17 protein-coding genes are annotated in these 19,355 nt (G+C 53.0%); 8 read left to right on the top strand and 9 right to left on the bottom strand.

Annotated features, from left to right (window positions below):
• Nucleotides 1-33: 33 nt before the first annotated feature.
• On the bottom strand, nucleotides 34-1,017 hold the full coding sequence (ebgR, locus tag OGX94_RS13295) for a transcriptional regulator EbgR (protein ID WP_032945068.1): 984 nt from the start codon (nucleotides 1,015-1,017) through the stop codon (nucleotides 34-36).
• A 209-nt stretch (nucleotides 1,018-1,226) separates the two neighbouring features.
• Between ebgR and OGX94_RS13290 the strand changes: the two genes are divergently transcribed.
• Nucleotides 1,227-1,559, top strand: a complete 333-nt coding sequence (locus tag OGX94_RS13290; RefSeq protein ID WP_003828529.1) for a tRNA-binding protein — start codon at nucleotides 1,227-1,229, stop codon at nucleotides 1,557-1,559.
• Between the two features lie 77 nt (nucleotides 1,560-1,636).
• Here OGX94_RS13290 and ygjG read toward each other — a convergent pair whose 3' ends face one another.
• A complete protein-coding gene (gene ygjG / locus OGX94_RS13285) occupies nucleotides 1,637-3,016 on the bottom strand; it encodes a putrescine aminotransferase (protein ID WP_057067552.1) in 1,380 nt (459 codons plus the stop codon).
• A gap of 430 nt (nucleotides 3,017-3,446) precedes the next feature.
• Here ygjG and OGX94_RS13280 point away from each other — a divergent pair, with 430 nt between their 5' ends.
• On the top strand, nucleotides 3,447-4,967 hold the full coding sequence (locus OGX94_RS13280) for a methyl-accepting chemotaxis protein (RefSeq protein WP_286569392.1): 1,521 nt from the start codon (nucleotides 3,447-3,449) through the stop codon (nucleotides 4,965-4,967).
• A 53-nt stretch (nucleotides 4,968-5,020) separates the two neighbouring features.
• Here OGX94_RS13280 and OGX94_RS13275 read toward each other — a convergent pair whose 3' ends face one another.
• Complete coding sequence (locus tag OGX94_RS13275; protein WP_165612482.1) at nucleotides 5,021-5,701, bottom strand: PadR family transcriptional regulator; 681 nt, start codon at nucleotides 5,699-5,701, stop codon at nucleotides 5,021-5,023.
• A 235-nt stretch (nucleotides 5,702-5,936) separates the two neighbouring features.
• Here OGX94_RS13275 and OGX94_RS13270 point away from each other — a divergent pair, with 235 nt between their 5' ends.
• A complete protein-coding gene (locus tag OGX94_RS13270) occupies nucleotides 5,937-6,710 on the top strand; it encodes a siderophore-interacting protein (protein WP_149281702.1) in 774 nt (257 codons plus the stop codon).
• Here OGX94_RS13270 and OGX94_RS13265 read toward each other — a convergent pair whose 3' ends face one another.
• Nucleotides 6,711-7,559, bottom strand: a complete 849-nt coding sequence (locus OGX94_RS13265; RefSeq protein ID WP_063941822.1) for a helix-turn-helix domain-containing protein — start codon at nucleotides 7,557-7,559, stop codon at nucleotides 6,711-6,713. It lies immediately after the preceding gene.
• A gap of 67 nt (nucleotides 7,560-7,626) precedes the next feature.
• Here OGX94_RS13265 and cfa point away from each other — a divergent pair, with 67 nt between their 5' ends.
• On the top strand, nucleotides 7,627-8,781 hold the full coding sequence (cfa, locus tag OGX94_RS13260) for a cyclopropane fatty acyl phospholipid synthase (RefSeq protein ID WP_032934180.1): 1,155 nt from the start codon (nucleotides 7,627-7,629) through the stop codon (nucleotides 8,779-8,781).
• Nucleotides 8,782-8,871: 90 nt separating this feature from the next.
• Here cfa and OGX94_RS13255 read toward each other — a convergent pair whose 3' ends face one another.
• A complete protein-coding gene (locus OGX94_RS13255) occupies nucleotides 8,872-10,530 on the bottom strand; it encodes a glycerone kinase (protein WP_149384525.1) in 1,659 nt (552 codons plus the stop codon).
• A 561-nt stretch (nucleotides 10,531-11,091) separates the two neighbouring features.
• On the opposite strand from OGX94_RS13255, the gene OGX94_RS13250 reads away from it, so the two are divergent.
• Both OGX94_RS13250 and dhaR read left to right on the top strand, forming a co-directional pair.
• Nucleotides 11,092-12,189, top strand: a complete 1,098-nt coding sequence (locus tag OGX94_RS13250; RefSeq protein WP_257662127.1) for a glycerol dehydrogenase — start codon at nucleotides 11,092-11,094, stop codon at nucleotides 12,187-12,189.
• A gap of 90 nt (nucleotides 12,190-12,279) precedes the next feature.
• On the top strand, nucleotides 12,280-14,205 hold the full coding sequence (gene dhaR / locus OGX94_RS13245) for a dihydroxyacetone kinase operon transcriptional regulator DhaR (protein WP_003828512.1): 1,926 nt from the start codon (nucleotides 12,280-12,282) through the stop codon (nucleotides 14,203-14,205).
• On the opposite strand, the gene OGX94_RS13240 is transcribed toward dhaR, so the two are convergent.
• From OGX94_RS13240 to OGX94_RS13225, 4 genes are read right to left on the bottom strand one after another with little or no spacing between them, the layout of a single operon-like run.
• Nucleotides 14,183-14,713, bottom strand: a complete 531-nt coding sequence (locus OGX94_RS13240) for a cob(I)yrinic acid a,c-diamide adenosyltransferase (RefSeq protein WP_003828509.1) — start codon at nucleotides 14,711-14,713, stop codon at nucleotides 14,183-14,185. The genes dhaR and OGX94_RS13240 overlap by 23 nt on opposite strands.
• A complete protein-coding gene (locus OGX94_RS13235) occupies nucleotides 14,714-15,067 on the bottom strand; it encodes a glycerol dehydratase reactivase beta/small subunit family protein (RefSeq protein ID WP_257662126.1) in 354 nt (117 codons plus the stop codon). It lies immediately after the preceding gene.
• Nucleotides 15,068-15,083: 16 nt separating this feature from the next.
• Entirely contained in the window at nucleotides 15,084-16,247 is a 1,164-nt protein-coding gene (dhaT, locus tag OGX94_RS13230) for a 1,3-propanediol dehydrogenase (RefSeq protein ID WP_257662125.1), read from the bottom strand.
• A 22-nt stretch (nucleotides 16,248-16,269) separates the two neighbouring features.
• Nucleotides 16,270-16,698 carry a GlcG/HbpS family heme-binding protein gene (locus OGX94_RS13225; protein ID WP_003828504.1) on the bottom strand — a complete coding sequence of 143 codons (429 nt, stop codon included), beginning with the start codon at nucleotides 16,696-16,698 and terminating at the stop codon, nucleotides 16,270-16,272.
• 392 nt (nucleotides 16,699-17,090) lie between these two features.
• On the opposite strand from OGX94_RS13225, the gene OGX94_RS13220 reads away from it, so the two are divergent.
• Both OGX94_RS13220 and OGX94_RS13215 read left to right on the top strand, forming a co-directional pair.
• Nucleotides 17,091-18,758, top strand: a complete 1,668-nt coding sequence (locus OGX94_RS13220; RefSeq protein ID WP_003828502.1) for a propanediol/glycerol family dehydratase large subunit — start codon at nucleotides 17,091-17,093, stop codon at nucleotides 18,756-18,758.
• A gap of 11 nt (nucleotides 18,759-18,769) precedes the next feature.
• A complete protein-coding gene (locus OGX94_RS13215) occupies nucleotides 18,770-19,354 on the top strand; it encodes a propanediol/glycerol family dehydratase medium subunit (RefSeq protein ID WP_003828500.1) in 585 nt (194 codons plus the stop codon).
• Nucleotide 19,355 lies beyond the last annotated feature (1 nt).

Here is a 19,355-nt window from a genome sequence, read left to right as displayed (position 1 = left end):
ATCAGAAGAAACCGGGCGGGTTAACGGGGGATTTCAGCGGGTGGTGCCGCGCAGTTTCAGCTTGCTGGGAACAAAAACCAGCAGGGGGAGCGCACGCCCGTCACGGGCTTTTTCGAACAGCAGGTTGACGCCCTGACTGCCCATCATTTCCGAATGGATGCGAACGGTGGAAAGCGGAGGAAAGGTGAAACGCGCCGTTGGGATATCATTAACGCTAATCAGCGAAATATCCTGCGGAATATTCAGACCGCGCTCGTGGATGGCGCGCAGAACGCCAATGGCAATCGAGTCTGAAGCCACAAACAGGGCGCTGGGATAGTCGGGTTTCGCCAGCATTTCTTTAGCCAGTTCATAGCCTGATGAACTGGAGAAACCGCCGCGATAGATGTCCTGTTCAGAAACGACCTGCTGCAGACGACCGTATTCGACAAACGCGGCTTCGCGGATATCGGCCTTGCCTGGCTGGTCTTCGCCACCGATGAAGCCAATGCGGGTGACGCCCTGGGCAATGAAGAAGTCGATGCTCTCTTTGCTGATGCGGGCCAGATCGATATCGACGGCGTCATATTCGCTGCCGGATTCATGGAAATCGATAAAGCAGATATTGTCGGTAAGTGCTGTTGCCGCCTCGCGCAGAGCGGGAGAAGGCTTGCCGACAATAAGAATGCCGGTAATGTGTTTGCTCTCCGGCAGACCACTGTGCTCATAGCAGTTGGTCAGTTCGATCCCGAGTTTCTCACACTGGGTTTCAATCCCATGGCGGATCGCGAGGTAGTAAGGATCGTTGATTTCCAAATCTTGCTGATAGCTGTAGAGCGCCAGAATATGCTGGGGGCCGAGCGCGCTGGTCTGGTTCTTTCGGGCGCTGCTGGTTTTGTACTCCAGCTTTTCCGCGATCTCCAGAATGCGATGCTTAGTCTCTTCTTTTACATTCAGCGTGGGGTCATCGTTTAAAACCCGGGACACTGTCGCCAGGGACACGCCAGCTTCGATTGCGATGTCTTTAAGTGTTGCCATGTTTGCCTTTTCCCTGAGTTACCTGCGCATTGTAAATGAAGTGCTTATCTATTCATCTGTTTTCAGTAAAAAAAACATGATTAATTGACATGCTCGGGGTAAAACTGGGCTTTCAGAGTGTGATGAGTACATCATTTTCCCGCTTTTGAGAACAATGCTCGGAAAATATTTTGCTAATATTTAGTAAAGCTTTACCAAAGGAGAAAATAATGGATACCGTCGCATTTGCTGATTTTGCCCGAATGGAAATACGTGTTGGAAAAATCGCACAGGTAAAGCGCCATGACAATGCCGATAAGCTGTATATCGTACAGGTAGATGTGGGAGAGCGTACGCTGCAAACCGTAACCAGCCTGGTGCCTTACTACAGAGAAGAGGAGCTGATGGGCAAAACGGTGGTGGTGCTGTGTAATCTGCAAAAGGCCAAAATGCGCGGTGAGACATCAGAGTGCATGCTGCTGTGCGCGGAAACCGACGATGGCAGTGAAAGCGTACTGTTGACGCCAGAACGCCTTATGCCTGCTGGTGTGCGGATTGTTTAAGTCAGGCTAATTGCCGGATGGCGGCTACGCCTTATCCGGCCTACAAAAGATTGTCTTTTATAGGCCGGGTAAGGTTGTTACATTTGCTCCACGCTCACCCGTAATGCTGCCAGGGCTTTGCGCGTCGATCGCAATACCAGATCGCATTGCTCGATCGTTAACGTCAACGGCGGTTCGATGCGGATCGTCTTTGCATTGTTAAGCGTGCCGGCAACCAGCACCCGCTGGCGGAACATCTCACTGGCAAAGTTGTAGCCGATTTCATTATCGACAAACTCAATCGCCATCAGCATGCCCTTACCGCGTACATCATGCACCAGGTCCGGGTACTCCCGCGCAAGCTGGCGGAAACCATCCAACAACATATCGCCTTTCTGCTCCGCCTGAGCCGGTAAATTTTGCTCCAGCAGGACGTTAATGGTGGCCAGCGCAGCTGCACAAGCGAGCGGGTTGCCGCCAAAGGTGGTGGTATGCAGGAAAGGATTGTCGAACAGGACGGAGAACACCTCTTCGGTGGCAATGGTCGCGCCAATGGGCATCACACCGCCGCCCAACGCTTTGGCCAGACACATAATGTCGGGCTGCACGTTTTCGTGTTCGCAGGCGAACATTTTGCCGGTACGCCCCATGCCGGTTTGCACTTCGTCAAGGATCATCAGCGCGCCAAACTCATCGCAAAGTTTACGAACGGCGGTCAAATAGCCTTGCGGCGGCAAGATCACCCCGCCTTCACCCTGGATGGGTTCGAGGATCACGGCTGCGACATCGTCACCGGTCTTTTTACACTCGCTGAGCATGGTGCGCATCGCGTTAATATCGCCAAACGGCACATGACGGAAGCCCGGCAGCAGCGGCATAAAGGGTTTACGGAAGGTGGATTTAGCTGTGGCGGACAGCGCGCCCAGTGATTTACCGTGGAATGCGCCGCTGGTGGCAATAAACGTAAATTTACCGCGCGGCGATTGATACGCTTTCGCCAGCTTCAGGGCGGCTTCAACCGACTCGGTCCCGCTGTTACAGAAAAAACTGTATTTCAGTTTACCGGGCGCCAGTGCGGCGAGAGTTTTTGCCAGCATGGCCCGCAGAGGGTCAAGTAACTCCTGGCTGTGCAGAGGTTGTTTCGCGAGTTGATTCTGTACGGCGGAAACCACGACTGGATTACGGTGCCCCACGTTGAAAATTCCAAAACCACCCAGGCAATCGACGAACTCTTGCCCCTGGGTGTCGACAAGCGTATTCAGGCTTCCCGCTTGCCACTCTACGGCTCCGTAATCCCCGCCTGCAGTTACAGATTTTCGATACTCTAAGAACCCCGGATTGACATGCTCCTTGAAGTACTCAATCACCTCTTTGTTCAATGATTTCATTTCCTCATGATCAAGCGTGCGCTTTTCGATGAGATTCAGTGCGTGTGCGCTGCAGGCCAGGGCCGATGCGCTGGAAGGTAACCTGTTCAAAATATGCTCCCGGAGCTCGCGTATCACATGATACTGATTTAAGTATTGCAGGGATTGCGCCATTCCGGCGCGCTTAGCAAAAATCGGGATAAACACCAGGAAATATCTCATTTGCGCAACATTTAATGCCGTGATTTAACATTTGCTGGCATTTTGCCCAAGTAAGGAGCCTGAAAACAGGTCGAATAAACGTAAATTTGCGCTAAAAATGGGCAAGATTTGCACTGTGACGGTGCGCTGGTAGAAGTGACGTTGAATAGTTACTAGATGAAAGTATTTTAAATCAATGGATTAGAATGCGTACAGATTTTGAGGTTTAATCGCAAATTGCGATCTAAATCAAATTTAACAACTAAAGATAAAAAAATTATCGCCGAAATAACATAAGCCGAAAGAGTTAACAACCAGATAACCTGCACAGGACGCAATCATGTCTTCTCATCCCTACGTTAGTCAGCAAAATACACCGCTGGATGATGATATCACCCTCATGTCTACCACCGATTTACAAAGCTATATCACCCATGCGAACGATACATTTGTCCAGGTCAGTGGCTATCAGCTGAATGAATTGCTCGATAAGCCGCACAATCAGGTTCGTCATCCGGACATGCCAAAAGCGGCGTTTGCGGATATGTGGTACACCCTGAAGCAGGGCGAGCCATGGAGCGGGATTGTGAAAAACCGGCGTAAGAATGGCGATCACTACTGGGTGAGGGCCAATGCGGTGCCGATGATGCGGGAAGGACGCGTGACCGGGTATATGTCGATTCGTACCCGGGCAACTGACGAGGAAATTGCGGCAGTAGAGCCTTTATATAAAGCGCTGAACGAAGGGCGTTGCAACCGGCGTATTCATAAAGGGCTGGTGGTACGCAAAGGCTGGCTGGGTAAACTGCCGGCGATGCCGATTCGCTGGCGGGTACGCAGCGTGATGGCATTCATGTTTGTCCTGCTAGCGGCCACATTGCAGCAGATGGGCGCCGAATGGCCGTTACTGCTGATGAGCGCGTTGGTGATGGTGCTGGGAACGGCTATTTTCGAATGGCAAATTGTGCGTCCTATTGAGAATGTCACCCGTCAGGCTCTGAAAGTGGCGACCGGTGAGCGGAACAGCGTGTCGCATCTTAACCGTAGTGATGAACTGGGCCTGATGCTACGAGCAGTGGGCCAACTTGGATTAATGTGTCGCTGGCTCATTCACGACGTCTCCAGCCAGGTGAGTTGCGTGCGCAGCGACAGCGAAACGCTGGCGAAAGGCAGCGACGATTTAAACAAGCATACGCAGCAGACTGTCGAGAACGTGCAGGAAACGGTGACCACCATGAATCAGATGGCAGCATCGGTGAAACAAAACTCAGAGACCGCCGCCGCGGCCGATAAGCTCTCTATTGCCGCCAGTAGCGCGGCAACGCACGGCGGTGAGGCGATGGATACCGTCATCAAAACCATGGACGATATCGCCAACAGCACCCAGCGGATCGGCACCATTACGACGCTGATTAACGATATTGCCTTCCAGACCAACATTCTGGCTTTGAATGCCGCTGTTGAAGCCGCGCGGGCGGGCGAGCAAGGGAAAGGGTTCGCCGTGGTGGCGGGAGAAGTACGTCATCTTGCTAGCCGTAGCGCCAGTGCAGCCAATGATATCCGCAAGCTGATTGATGCCAGCGCTGACAAGGTGCAGTCCGGATCTGACCAGGTTCACGCCGCAGGGCGCACGATGGACGATATTGTGGCGCAGGTGCAAAACGTCACTCAACTGATCGCCCAAATCAGCCACTCCACGCTAGAACAGTCAGATGGTCTTTCCAGCCTGACCCGCGCGGTGAATGAGCTGAGCAACATTACGCAGAAAAACGCCGAACTGGTTGAAGAGAGTGCGCAGATTTCCGCGATGGTGAAACATCGCGCGGGTCGTCTGGAAGATGCGGTTACGGTGCTGCATTAATACTAAAAATACAGGCGGAACGTCGGGCATACGGGTTCCGCCTGCTGTGCAGATTAATCCAGCTGAGTAATATCCAGCGCAGCGCGATCGATAATACCGATGATTTTTTTGATCTGCGCATCGCTGGTATCACCATGATTGACGCGTAGATCCAGCACGGCTTTGAAGTTTTCCAGCGCGCGTTTCATCTGTGGATTTTTGCGTAATTCAAAACCCACGCAGCGGGCTTTAATCCGTTCGTGGATATGTTCCAGATGTTCACGGTTTTCATCCAGCCACTGCTGGCCCTGGGTCGTGATCGCAATCTGTTTACGCCCACCTTCCTCGTCGCTGACGGTGATCAGTGCCTGATCCTGCAAGAAATCCAGTGTTGGATAGATAACGCCCGGGCTTGGGGTGTAATTACCCTGGGTCAGGGTTTCAATCGCTTTAATCAGCTCATAGCCGTGGCTGGCGTCGCGGGTCAAGATATCCAGAATCACCAGGCGTAATTCGCCGTGGCCGAAGAACCGCTGACGACGACCACCGCCGCCGCCACGACCGTGGCGATGCCCGCAACCCTGCTCGTGGTGGTGTTCTTTGTTACAGCCTTCATGGCGATGTTCTTCACCTTTGCAGCAACCTGCATGGTGCTCGTTGTGGCGGCCTTCATGGTGATGTCCTTCACCCTTGCAGCAGCCTTCGTGTTGGTGCTCTGTGTGCTTACAGCAACCTTCATGATGGTTTTGCATCATCGTCTCCTGATGTTGTTTAGATATATCTAATTTATATCTAAAAAATATCAGTTTGCAAGTCTACAAATCATATACTGTATAACGTGATGATTATTAAATGTTTTTAAATGGATGTGATAGTCAGGTAATCATAATTTAACTATATCAAAAAATGCTTGCAATATTTTTGATTAGCAATCATTATCATTTAAAAAATCAATTTAGATATATCGTATTATCTTCACAAGGCGAAAAAATGACAAAAAACACCTCACGCTACCCACAGCGCGTTCGCAATGAACTGCGTTTTCGAGAACTTACTGTCCTGCGCGTAGAGCGTATTAGCGCGGGCTTTCAGCGTATTGTACTGGGCGGTGACGCTCTGGACGGTTTTAGCTCACGCGGCTTTGACGACCATACCAAGGTCTTTTTCCCTGAACCGGGCAGCCATTTTGTACCGCCGGTTGTCACCGATGAAGGCATTGTCTGGGCTGACGGCGTACGTCCGTTATCCCGTGACTACACGCCGTTGTATGACGAAACGCGCCATGAGCTGGCACTGGATTTCTATATTCATGACGGCGGCGTGGCAAGTACATGGGCGATGAATGCCCGTGAGGGTGACAAGCTTACGATCGGCGGGCCGCGCGGTTCTTTGGTGGTACCAGAGGACTATGCGTATCAGGTTTACGTGTGTGATGAGTCGGGAATGCCCGCGTTGCGCCGACGCCTGGAGTCGCTCTGCCGTTTGGCGGTACGTCCGCACGTTACGGCGCTGGTTAGCGTGCAGGATGCGGCGTACCAGGACTATTTTGCCCATCTCGACGGATTTACTCTTCAGTGGTTTATCGGCCATGACGAGCAGGCGGTGAATGAACACTTATCGCGGCTAAGCGTGCCCGCAGACGATTATTTCATCTGGATCACCGGCGAAGGCAAGGTGGTCAAAAACCTGAGTGCTCGTTTTGAAACCGAGGCGTTCGATCAGCAACGGGTTCGCGCAGCGGCTTACTGGCATCAACGCCGTTAATCAGTAATTAGAGGGCGGAACGCCAAACGCCTGGCGGAATGCGTAGCTAAATGCCGCGGTGCTTGAATACCCAACGTCGAGTGCCACGGCGGTTATGCTTTTATTTTTCTTCAGCATTAATACCGATTCAAGTATTCGCATTTTTTGCTTCCAGACACTGAAAGGCAATCCGGTTTCTTTTTTGAAATGGCGTGAAAAGGTACGGGCAGACATACCCAGATGCTGCGCCCAGTATTCAACAGAATGCTCCAGTGCGGGGGATTCTTGTATTGTTCGGCAGACTTTGGTTAATTCGCGATCCTGCGGCCAGGGTAATACAAAAGCGACTTCCGGGAGTTGCAGAATAATATCGACCAGCACACTAACCAGCTTGCCCTCTTTTGACTGACTATCATAATGGCCTGAAATTGAATTCGTGGCGTAATGAATAAACTCTCTGGCGAAATCACTGATAGCCACTACTTTGCATTCATTGATGCTCTCTTCAAGAAAGCCCGGTTTAATATCCAGATTTTCTAAATACACATCATCTAATGCCCAAACCGCATGCTCCGTATTATTTGGGATCCAAATGCCATAATGCGCCGGGATTATCCAGCACTTACCGGCAACATCAATGCGCATGCTGCCTTTGCGGGCGAAATGAAACTGCATAAAAGAGTGTGAATGCTGCGGTACATGGTGGTTGGCTTCCAGGACATATGAGCGAAAGAATACGTCCTGCGGCAGTTCGGTCATGGAGTTATCCGGGAAGGAGTTCCACTGTTTTTGCGCGAGAGTTTCCATAAATGAATCGTCAATGCTCCCGATGGTGTGTCCGCTACTCGATAGATCTTGTCCGCGGATCATAATACATACACTCTTTTTTCCATAATAATCTTGCGTAATAATTTTTAGCCCACTTTTGGTAAATACCATGAACTCGCTTTGTTCAGATGCTGTCATCGTCAATGAAACAAATGATAACTGGACCCGAATGGGAAAAGAGCTGCTTTCGCAAGCGGATATCAGAATTAATGGCTCGCGCGCCTGGGACATTCAACTTCATCATACCGGTTTCTTTAAACGGGTATTGCAACAAGGCTCGTTAGGGCTTGGCGAAAGCTATATGGAAGGCTGGTGGGACTGCGAACGGCTCGATATTCTGTTCTGTAAAATCCTGAGAGCAAAACTCGACCAGCAGATGCCTGGTAATCTGAAAGATATTTTACGCATTGCCAGCGCGCGCCTGTTTAATTTGCAGTCACGTAGTCGTGCATGGATCGTCGGTAAAGAACATTATGATATTGGTAACGATCTCTTTGCACTGATGCTTGATCCGCATATGCAATATTCCTGCGGTTACTGGAAAGACGCGACCACATTAGACGATGCGCAAAATGCCAAATTAAAAATGATCTGCGAGAAGCTGCAGCTTAAACCGGGTATGCGTTTACTCGATATCGGTTGTGGCTGGGGCGGGCTGGCGGAATATGCGGCGCGTCATTATGGCGTGGCGGTAGAAGGCGTTACCATTTCCAAAGAGCAGCAGAAAATGGCGCAGCAGCGCTGTGAAGGGCTGGACGTTAACATTCTGCTGCAGGATTATCGCGATCTTGATAAACACTACGATCGCATTGTGTCCGTGGGGATGTTTGAACACGTCGGGCCGAAAAACTACGACACCTATTTCAGCATCGCCGACCGTTGTTTAAAACCGGACGGACTGTTCCTGCTGCATACCATTGGTAGCAATAAAAAAGGGATGAGCGTCGATCCGTGGATCAATAAATACATTTTCCCGAACGGCTGCTTACCGGCAATTTCCCATATTGCCGAGGCCAGCGAATCACGGTTTGTGATGGAGGACTGGCATAACTTCGGTAGCGATTATGATAAAACGCTGATGGCCTGGCATGAGCGCTTTAATCAGGCCTGGCCGGAGCTGTCATCACGTTATTCCGCCACCTTCAGAAGAATGTTTAATTACTATTTATGTGCCTGCGCCGGGGCTTTCCGAGCCCGAGATATTGAGCTTTGGCAGGTGCTGTTTAGCCGCGGCGTAGAGGGCGGGATCCGCGTTTATCGTTAACGTTCTGCCGGATGGCGGCGTTGCCTTATCCGGCCTACAAAGGTTTGCACTCGTAGGCCTGATAAGCGAAGCGCATCAGGCACTTATGGCTTAGCCCAATTCACTTTCTGCCAGCGCTTTAAATACCATCGCGACGGCGTGCGCGCCGGGGTCCATATTTCCGAGCAGGCTTTCGCTGCTGAGATACGATGCGCGACCCGCATTGGCTTTACTCGACAAACAGGTTCGTTCGGCTCCCGCTTGCGCGGCGTCGAATGCGGCCTGCAAATTTTTCGGTTGTGCGAGCAGCGAAGTCAGGGCCGGTTGCAGCGCATCAATCATGGTGCGATCGCCTTCGTCTGCGCCGCCGTAAAACTTCATCTGCGCCAGTCCCGTATTCAGGGCTTCGGCAACGTTAGCTCCCTGTTCCAGTTTCTGCCCCGCAGCGGTAAAGAAAATAGACATCAGCACACCGCTGGAACCGCCCATCACCACGGTCAGACGTTCGCCAATCAGCGCGAACAGCGTGGCAAGGTTATCCAGCGGCAACTGCTGACGATGCAGCAGGCTGGCAATTTCCCGCGCGCCTGCGGCAAAGGTTGAACCGGTATCGCCATCGCCGACTTTGGCATCCAGCGCATTAAGATGGGTCTCCAGATCGGAAAGGGTTGTGGTGACAAGCTCCACAATCCCGGCCACCAGGGCGTTCGCCGAAGGCTGGAATTCCACGCGTGCGCTACGCTGAGATGACGGTACACAGCTGATTTCACGCGGTGGGACCGGCGTCGGCCAGTTACTGGTTTCCACCTCGGTGAGCAGCGCTTTTTCGATGCTCTCTTCCAGCACGATGGCCGTCAGTGAAAAGCCTTTCATATCCAGCGCGGTAACCAGCGAGGCCGGGCCAATCAGCCAGTCGATACGCGGATGCAGCGGGCTGCTGGCCAGTTCGCGGGTAATGATGGCCATTTCGGCAACAGAAACGCCGCCAAGATTGTTAATCATCACCGCCAGACGGCCGGTTTCAGGCAGGGCAGCCAGCAGTTTATCCACCATCAGGCTCACCACCTGCGCACTGTTCTGGGTGTCGATAACCGAGGCGCCTGGTTCGCCGTGAATGCCCATACCCAGCTCCGCGTGGCCCGGATGATGACGCGGGGCGGCGTCGGTTTCTTGCGGCAGATGACAGCTGGAAAGCGCAACGCCCAGACTGAAGGTGTTATTGGCCGCGTATTGCGCTTCACGCAGGACGGTGGCGAGGTTGTAGCCGCGTTCGGCAAAATAGCCCGCGATTTTATGCACCAGGATGGTTCCCGCAATGCCGCGCGGGTGTTTGTTATCCGGCAGGGAGATGTCATCGCCGACAATCAGCATTTCGACGTTGTAACCAAGGCGACGGGCTTTCTCGGCGGCAAGACCGAAATTAAGACGGTCACCGGTGTAATTTTTCACGATCAACAAACAGCCCGCCTCACCGGTTACCGCCTGAATGGCGGTCAGTACCGCATCTACGCTCGGGGAAGCGAACACGTCGCCACAGACTGCGGCGGTTAGCATACCTTTACCGATAAACCCAACGTGCGCGGGTTCGTGCCCTGAACCGCCGCCGGAAATGACCGCCACGTTATTTTTGTTGAGGTCACGACGGACCACGATGCGAATGGCTGGATCGCTTTCCAGACGCGCCAGGTTATTCCACGGGCTGGCGATAATCGTACCGTCGATGACGTCGCTTACGAGATGGGTGCGTTGATTAAAAAAGAATTGAGACATAACGGCTCCTTGAGGTTGAGTGTAAGACAAACCCCCGGAAGTATGGTCATGGTGCGGAGGCGATAGAGAGATTCTGGCGAAGTCAGCGTGGAAAAAAACAACGTTAAAATGAGTTTCATTACGGAACGTTGTTATTGTTTTTTGTTCCGAAATGAAACCGAAAAGAACGGGGAACGACCACAATGCGAGCTCGCTCGACTTTTTCCTCTCGCGATGAATGCAGGTCACACGGTACTGTCAGCTTTTTTTTACCGGTATTTTGGCAAGTGAGTGGGTATAAGAGAAAGTGAGATTCGTCTGTGCCGGAGATTTGATGGCAAATGAAAGGATCGGGATCGCAAACCTTATATTTTTTATGGTTAAGCGTTCCAATATGAAACATGTGTCGTTTTTATCTGTTTCATATCAGAACAAAAAGACGAAAGATTTTTTTGTGCACGCCTCGCCATACAGTTATTGCATCGCTCCGGTACCTCCCGTTTTCGCCGTCAGCATCAGGCCAAACAGGTTAACGCCAGGGCTCACCATGTAAAAACATGTACTTATTTGAGGATGAAAGGAATGCTAAAAGTTATTCAATCTCCAGCCAAATATCTCCAGGGTCCTGACGCTTCCACCTTGTTTGGTCAATACGCTAAAAATCTGGCGGACAGCTTTTTCGTGATTGCGGATGACTTCGTGATGAAGTTGGCGGGAGAGAAAGTACTCAACGGCCTGCACAGCCACGACATTAGCTGCCATGCGGAACGCTTTAACGGTGAATGTAGCCATGTTGAAATTAATCGCCTGATTGCCATTCTGAAACAGCACGGTTGCCGCGGCGTGGTTGGGATTGGTGGTGGGAAAACGCTGGATACCGCCAAAGCGATTGGCTACTACCAGAAGTTGCCAGTGGTGGTGATCCCGACTATCGCGTCTACCGATGCGCCAACCAGCGCGCTGTCCGTTATCTATACCGAAGCCGGTGAGTTTGAAGAGTATCTTATCTACCCGAAAAACCCGGATATGGTGGTGATGGACACTGCAATCATTGCCAAAGCGCCGGTACGTCTGCTGGTGGCCGGGATGGGCGATGCGCTCTCGACCTGGTTTGAAGCGAAAGCCTGTTATGACGCCAGAGCGACCAGCATGGCGGGCGGACAGTCCACCGTGGCGGCGCTGAGCCTGGCGCGCTTGTGCTATGATACCCTGCTGGCGGAAGGCGAGAAGGCACGTTTTGCCGCGCAGGCCGGCGTGGTGACCGATGCGCTGGAGCGTATTGTCGAAGCTAACACTTACCTCAGCGGCATCGGTTTTGAAAGCAGCGGTCTGGCAGGGGCGCATGCGATCCACAACGGCTTTACGATTCTGGAAGAGTGCCACCATTTGTACCACGGTGAAAAAGTCGCCTTTGGTACGCTGGCGCAACTGGTGCTGCAAAACAGCCCGATGGAAGAGATCGAAACCGTGCTGAATTTCTGTCAGAAAGTAGGCCTGCCGGTAACGTTAGCGGAAATGGGTGTGAAAGAAGACGTTGACAGCAAGATCATGGCGGTGGCGAAAGCGACCTGTGCAGAAGGTGAAACCATCCACAATATGCCGTTCCCGGTAACGCCTGAAAGCGTACATGCCGCTATTCTGACGGCAGACCTGCTGGGACAGCAGTGGCTGGCGCGTTAATCAGTCGTCGGTAGGTTTTTATCCGGCATCTTCTCCCCTCTGACAGTCTCTGCCGGAGGGGTTGTCTATGGTTAAACAGCGGAAAGGGATATGACGGCGCACACGCATAGCATCGGGAAGGAAGTCTCTTCAGTCATTGCCCAGTCATGGCATCGTTGCAGCAAGTTTATGCAGCGGGAAACCTGGCAGGCGCCGCATCAGGCACAGGGGCTGACCTTTGAGTCGATTTGTCGTCGCAAGACGGCGCTGCTGACGATTGCTCAGGCTGCGCTGGAAGATGCCTGGGAGTTTATGGACGGCCGACCGTGCGCGCTGCTGATTCTGGATGAATCAGCCTGTATTCTCAGCCGTTGCGGTGATCCGCAGACGGTGGAACAGCTGGCGGAGCTTGGGTTTCGCGACGGCAGCTACTGTGCGGAAAGCATCATTGGCAGTTGTGCCCTGTCACTGGCGACGATGCCGGGACAGCCGACAAAAACCTCTGGCGATCAGCATTTTAAACAGGCGCTGCATCCGTGGTCGTTCTGCTCGACGCCGGTCTTCGATAACCATGGTCGACTGTTCGGCTCCATCTCGCTGTGTTGTCTGGTAGAGCATGAGTGCGTTTCTGATTTATCCCTGACGCTGGCGATTGCCAGAGAAGTCGGCAACTCTTTGCTGACCGACAGCCTGCTGGCTGAATCCAACCGCCATCTGAACCAGATGTACGGGCTGCTGGAGAGTATGGATGATGGTGTGATGGCCTGGAACGAACAGGGCGTATTGCAGTTCCTCAATGCGCGTGCGGCGCTGCTTTTGCATCTCGATGCGCAGGCCAGTCAGGGGAAAAACATTCACGATCTTCTCAATCTCCCCATGCTGCTGCGCCGGGCGATCAAACATGCCCGCGGCCTGAATCACGTCGAAGTTACCTTTGAAAGCCAACATCAGTTTGTTGATGCCGTCATCACCCTGAAACCGATTGTTGAGGAGCAGGGCAACAGCTTTATCCTGCTGCTGCATCCGGTAGAGCAAATGCGCCAGCTGATGACCAGCCAGCTCGGCAAGGTGAGTCACACCTTTGAGCAGATGTCGACTGACGATCCGGAAACCCGCCGCTTGATCCACTTTGGACGCCAGGCAGCGAGGGGGAGTTTCCCGATCCTGCTGTGCGGAGAAGAGGGCGTTGGTAAGGAGCTGCTGAGTCAGGCCATTCACAATGAAAGCGAGCGCGCCAGCGGGCCGTATATCGCCGTGAACTGTCAGCTGTATGCCAACAGCGTGCTGGGGCAGGATTTTATGGGCAGTGCGCCCACCGACGATGAAAATGGCCGGTTGAGCCGTCTTGAACTGGCGAACGGCGGCACGCTGTTTCTGGAAAAAATTGAATATCTGGCGCCGGAGCTGCAATCCGCGCTGTTACAGGTGATCAAGCAGGGGGTATTAACCCGCCTGGATGCCCGTCGGCTGATTCCGGTGGATGTCAAAGTGATCGCCACCACCACGGTTGATCTCGCCAATCTGGTGGAGCAAAACCGCTTTAGCCGTCAGCTGTATTACGCGCTGCACTCTTTTGAGATAGTGATCCCCCCGCTGCGGGCGCGGCGTAACAGTATTCCCTCGCTGATTTATACGCGGCTGAATAGCCTGAAAAAACGCTTTTCATCCAGTTTGAAGATCGACGACGACGCGCTGGCACAGCTGGTGGCCTATTCGTGGCCGGGCAATGACTTTGAGCTGAACAGCATTATCGAAAACATCGCCATCAGCAGTGATAACGGCCATATTCGGCTGAGCAATCTACCGGATTATCTGTTTGCCGAACGTCCTGGTCTGGAGACGGCGTCTTCACTGCTGCCAGCCAGTCTGACCTTTACCGCTATCGAAAAAGAGGCGATTATCCATGCTGCTCGCGTCACCAGCGGACGCGTACAGGAGATGTCGCAACTGCTGAACATTGGTCGCACTACCTTGTGGCGCAAGATGAAGCAGTACGACATTGATGCCAGCCAGTTTAAGCGCAAGCATCTGGACTAGTTTCTTCAATTCTCGCCATCGAGAACAGCGCGTCTGACAGTCGGTTGATATAGCGTCTGGGTTCATCGCGTAACGTCAGCGTTCTGCTCATCGCGATAAGGACCCGCTCCAGTCGGCGCGCCAGGGTTCGCGCGACGTGTAGCTGTGCCGATGGCAGATTTTTCCCCGGAATAACAAACTCTTTGAGCGGGCCGCTTTGCGCCATATTGCGGTCAATAAGCTGCTCCAGCGCCTGAATATCCTCATCGCCAATACGCTGTTGTAAGCGAGCGAGTCCTTTCTCATCGCTGGCGAGTTCCGCACCCAGTACAAACAGCATCTTTTGCATGTCGTGCAGATCCTGGCGTAGTTCAGCCTGGTGCGTGCTGGCATAGCAGACGCCAAGCTGGGAAATCAGTTCATCCACCGTGCCATAGGCCTCAACGCGGATGTCGTCTTTGTCGATACGGCTGCCGCCAAACAGCGCGGTCGTGCCTTTATCGCCGGTTCGGGTATAGATGCGGTACATTTAATTTATCTCGCTGAAGGGAAGTACTTTAACCAGTTGACCGGCATTAGCACCGAGGACGCGGAGCTGGGCTGCTCCGGCGCGGATATGCCCACGGATCAGCGCCCGATCTTCGGGCAACTGGGCGTGGGTTAACGCAATATCACCCGTGGCGTTAAGACCCAGACCGACACGTAGCGTTGAGCTTTTGGCCGCAAGTTTGCTCAATGCCAGCGCGCAGTCATGCTCGTCGCAACAGATTGCCCGGCAAGGGACGCCTTGCTCTTCCAGTCCCCAGCACAGCTCATCAAGCACGCGAGTATCCTGCCAGCGTGAGTGATAAAACAGATGTACGCTCGGTGATGAAAGTGACATTGCGCCCCCTGCGTTATCAGAATGCCTGACGGAAGATCTCGGCAATTTCTTTCTCGTTCCCTTTGCGCGGGTTAGAGAAGGCGTTGCCGTCCTTCAGTGCCATCTCCGCCATGTACGGGAAATCGGCTTCTTTGACGCCCAGATCGCGCAAATGCTGCGGAATGCCGATGTCAGCGGAGAGACGGGCAATGGCGTGAATGGCCAGTTCGGCGGCATCCATGGTGGAAAGTCCGTCAGTGTTTTCGCCCATAAATTCTGCGATATCGGCAAATTTCTCCGGGTTAGCGATCAGGTTATAGCGCGCCACGTGCGGGAGCAGTACGGCATTCGCCACGCCGTGTGGCATGTCGTACAGACCGCCAAGCTGATGCGCCATTGCGTGAACGTAGCCGAGGTTGGCGTTGTTGAAAGCCATACCCGCCAGCAGAGAAGCGTAGGCCATGTTCTCGCGAGCTTTCAGGTTGCTGCCCAGTGCTACGGCCTGACGCAAGTTGCGTGCGATCAGGCGAATAGCCTGAATAGCGGCGGCGTCAGTGACCGGGTTGGCATCTTTGGAAATATAAGCTTCCACGGCGTGGGTCAGGGCATCCATCCCTGTTGCGGCGGTCAGCGGGGCGGGTTTGCCGAGCATCAGCAGCGGATCGTTAATGGAGACCGATGGCAGGTTGCGCCAGCTGACAATCACAAACTTCACTTTAGTTTTGGTATTGGTCAGCACGCAGTGGCGGGTGACTTCGCTGGCGGTACCGGCAGTGGTATTCACCGCAACGATAGGCGGCAGCGGGTTGGTCAGGGTTTCAATCCCGGCATAGCTGTAGAGATCACCTCCGTGAGTCGCCGCGATACCGATGCCTTTACCGCAGTCATGCGGGCTACCGCCGCCAACGGTAACGATGATATCGCAATGCTCTTTGCGAAAAACTTCCAGGCCGTCACGCACGTTGGTGTCTTTTGGGTTGGGTTCAACGCCGTCAAAAACCACCACGTCAATGCCCGCTTCACGTAGATGGGCGAGGGTTTTATCTACAGCACCGTCTTTAATGGCCCGCAGACCTTTATCAGTAACCAGCAGCGCTTTTTTACCGCCTAACAGTTTGCAGCGTTCGCCGACAACGGAAATAGCATTGGGGCCAAAGAAGTTCACATTTGGCACCAGGTAATCAAACATACGATAGCTCATAATATACCTTCTTAGATTTAAATTATAATTCAGAGAAACAATTCAGTGCGGTTTCTGCTAATAATCTGTCTTGTTCGACGGTACCGCCGCTAACGCCAACGGCACCAATTAATTTACCGTTTAATATGACAGGTAAGCCGCCGCCGAAAATAACAATGCGCTGTTGGTTGGTAAGCTGCAAACCATATAGCGAAGCACCCGGTTGTACCGCGTCGGTAATTTCATGGGTGCCCTGGCGCAGGCAGCAGGCGGTATACGCTTTATTAAGAGAGATATCACAGCTGGTGACAAACGCATCGTCCATGCGTTGCATTAGCAGCGTATTCCCGCCGTGATCCACCACGGAAAAGACCACCGGAACGTTGATCTCAAGCGCTTTAGCCTCAACGGCCTGCGCCATTTTTTTTGCAGCCGCCAGCGTAATGGTGGCAATTTGTTGGCTCTTATTCACAATCTCTCCTGAAAATGTTGTAGGGCTGAGGTCACGAAACATATCGCGCAACAGCTATTTTTATCATTGGCTTTACCTTATTTTCTCGCCGTACGTTATTAAGTCAATAGGACGGAAATTTCAGGAATATCAAATTTACCTTCCCGGTTTTGCGTTTATTGATAATGATCATTTAACCTCGTCACAATTAACGATGGATATTCCTGAATTGCGTTTCAATATGGAACGATGTGTTTTTATTAGGTGCCAAATTGGAACGAAATTAATTTTATTTTTTTATTGCTTGGCTCATTTAGAGTTCGGCCATTGCTGATGAAAGGCGAATGTCGGGTGTTGTATCCCCGGCAATATGGCCCGGCGTCCCTATTTTTTACCTTTTGAGTCAATAAATCATGAGAAGATCAAAACGATTCGAAGTGCTTGCGAAGCGGCCTGTAAATCAGGATGGGCTGATTGGCGAATGGCCTGAAGAGGGGCTGATCGCCATGGAAAGCCCCTACGATCCGGCGTCGTCGGTGAAGGTGGAAAATGGTCGTATTATTGAGCTGGACGGTAAGAGCCGCGCCGAGTTCGACATGATCGACCGTTTCATTGCCGACTATGCGATTAACGTGGCCGAGGCGGAGCGCGCCATGCAACTCGATGCGCTGGAGATCGCCAGAATGCTGGTGGATATCCATGTCAGTCGGGAAGAAATTATTGCCATTACCACCGCCATCACCCCGGCGAAAGCGGTGGAAGTGATGGCGCAAATGAACGTGGTGGAGATGATGATGGCGCTACAAAAAATGCGCGCCAGACGCACTCCCTCCAACCAGTGCCACGTGACTAACCTGAAAGATAACCCGGTACAGATTGCCGCCGACGCTGCTGAAGCGGGGATCCGCGGCTTTTCCGAGCAGGAAACGACGGTCGGGATTGCCCGCTACGCGCCGTTTAACGCCCTGGCACTGCTGGTGGGTTCCCAGTGTGGTCGCCCCGGTGTGCTGACGCAATGTTCCGTTGAAGAGGCCACGGAGCTGGAGCTGGGCATGCGTGGGCTTACCAGCTACGCCGAAACGGTGTCGGTATATGGCACAGAATCGGTGTTTACCGACGGTGATGACACGCCGTGGTCCAAAGCATTTCTCGCCTCGGCTTATGCGTCGCGTGGCCTGAAGATGCGCTACACCTCCGGCACCGGCTCGGAGGCGCTGATGGGCTATTCCGAAAGTAAATCGATGCTTTATCTGGAGTCACGCTGCATTTTTATCACTAAAGGCGCGGGCGTACAGGGGCTGCAAAACGGCGCGGTCAGCTGTATCGGCATGACCGGCGCTGTGCCGTCAGGGATCCGCGCAGTGCTGGCGGAAAACCTGATTGCCTCAATGCTCGACCTTGAAGTGGCCTCCGCCAATGACCAAACCTTTTCCCACTCCGATATTCGCCGTACTGCCCGTACCCTGATGCAGATGCTGCCGGGTACCGACTTTATTTTCTCCGGTTACAGCGCGGTACCCAACTACGACAACATGTTTGCCGGATCGAACTTCGACGCTGAAGATTTCGATGATTACAACATTCTGCAACGCGATCTGATGGTTGACGGCGGTCTGCGGCCGGTCACGGAAGAGGAAACCATCGCCATTCGCAATAAGGCCGCACGCGCCATTCAGGCGGTGTTCCGCGAACTGGGCCTGCCGCTGATTAGCGATGAAGAAGTCGAAGCCGCTACTTATGCTCACGGCAGCAAAGATATGCCTGCGCGTAATGTGGTTGAGGATTTGGCTGCCGTGGAAGAGATGATGAAGCGCAATATCACCGGGCTGGATATCGTCGGCGCGTTGAGTTGCAGCGGCTTCGAAGACATCGCCAGCAATATCCTCAACATGCTGAGACAGCGTGTTACCGGTGATTACCTGCAAACGTCGGCCATTCTGGATCGCCAGTTCGACGTCGTCAGCGCCGTCAACGACATCAATGATTATCAGGGACCAGGTACCGGCTATCGCATCAGTGCCGAACGCTGGGCGGAAATTAAAAATATTGCGGGCGTGGTTCAGCCCGGCTCGATCGAATAAGGCGGTACACAGTGGAATGCACAACTGAACGTAAGCCGGTTTTCACCTTACAGGTGAGCGAAGGCGAGGCGGCTAACGCGGATGAACGCGTGGATGAGGTGGTGATTGGCGTCGGCCCGGCCTTTGCTAAGTATCAGCATAAAACCTTGATTGATATGCCGCACAACGCGATTTTGAAAGAGCTGGTTGCAGGCATCGAAGAAGAGGGGTTACATGCGCGGGTAGTGAGGATCCTGCGCACCTCGGATGTTTCTTTTATGGCATGGGATGCGGCAAATCTCAGCGGCTCAGGCATTGGGATTGGTATCCAGTCGAAAGGAACCACGGTGATTCATCAGCGCGATCTGCTGCCGCTAAGTAACCTGGAACTGTTTTCTCAGGCTCCGCTGCTGACGCTGGAAACCTATCGTCAGATTGGTAAAAACGCCGCGCGATATGCACGTAAAGAGTCGCCTTCTCCGGTGCCAGTGGTCAATGACCAGATGGTGCGCCCTAAATTTATGGCCAAGGCCGCGCTGTTTCATATCAAAGAAACCAAACACGTGGTGCAGGATGCTGCGCCTGTCACGTTGCATATTGCACTGGTAAGGGAATGAC

The sequence above is a fragment of the Citrobacter sp. Cpo037 genome, assembly GCF_030332945.1.
GTDB lineage: Bacteria > Pseudomonadota > Gammaproteobacteria > Enterobacterales > Enterobacteriaceae > Citrobacter > Citrobacter portucalensis.
This window is presented reverse-complemented; position numbering and strand designations above follow the sequence as displayed.

Coding starts and splice junctions, on each gene's coding strand:
- ebgR (WP_032945068.1), bottom strand. CDS start 1,017: ATGGCAACACTTAAAGACATCGCAATCGAAGCTGGCGTGTCCCTGGCG.
- OGX94_RS13290 (WP_003828529.1), top strand. CDS start 1,227: ATGGATACCGTCGCATTTGCTGATTTTGCCCGAATGGAAATACGTGTT.
- OGX94_RS13280 (WP_286569392.1), top strand. CDS start 3,447: ATGTCTTCTCATCCCTACGTTAGTCAGCAAAATACACCGCTGGATGAT.
- OGX94_RS13275 (WP_165612482.1), bottom strand. CDS start 5,701: ATGATGCAAAACCATCATGAAGGTTGCTGTAAGCACACAGAGCACCAA.
- OGX94_RS13270 (WP_149281702.1), top strand. CDS start 5,937: ATGACAAAAAACACCTCACGCTACCCACAGCGCGTTCGCAATGAACTG.
- OGX94_RS13265 (WP_063941822.1), bottom strand. CDS start 7,559: ATGATCCGCGGACAAGATCTATCGAGTAGCGGACACACCATCGGGAGC.
- cfa (WP_032934180.1), top strand. CDS start 7,627: ATGAACTCGCTTTGTTCAGATGCTGTCATCGTCAATGAAACAAATGAT.
- OGX94_RS13255 (WP_149384525.1), bottom strand. CDS start 10,530: ATGTCTCAATTCTTTTTTAATCAACGCACCCATCTCGTAAGCGACGTC.
- OGX94_RS13250 (WP_257662127.1), top strand. CDS start 11,092: ATGCTAAAAGTTATTCAATCTCCAGCCAAATATCTCCAGGGTCCTGAC.
- dhaR (WP_003828512.1), top strand. CDS start 12,280: ATGACGGCGCACACGCATAGCATCGGGAAGGAAGTCTCTTCAGTCATT.
- OGX94_RS13240 (WP_003828509.1), bottom strand. CDS start 14,713: ATGTACCGCATCTATACCCGAACCGGCGATAAAGGCACGACCGCGCTG.
- OGX94_RS13235 (WP_257662126.1), bottom strand. CDS start 15,067: ATGTCACTTTCATCACCGAGCGTACATCTGTTTTATCACTCACGCTGG.
- dhaT (WP_257662125.1), bottom strand. CDS start 16,247: ATGAGCTATCGTATGTTTGATTACCTGGTGCCAAATGTGAACTTCTTT.
- OGX94_RS13220 (WP_003828502.1), top strand. CDS start 17,091: ATGAGAAGATCAAAACGATTCGAAGTGCTTGCGAAGCGGCCTGTAAAT.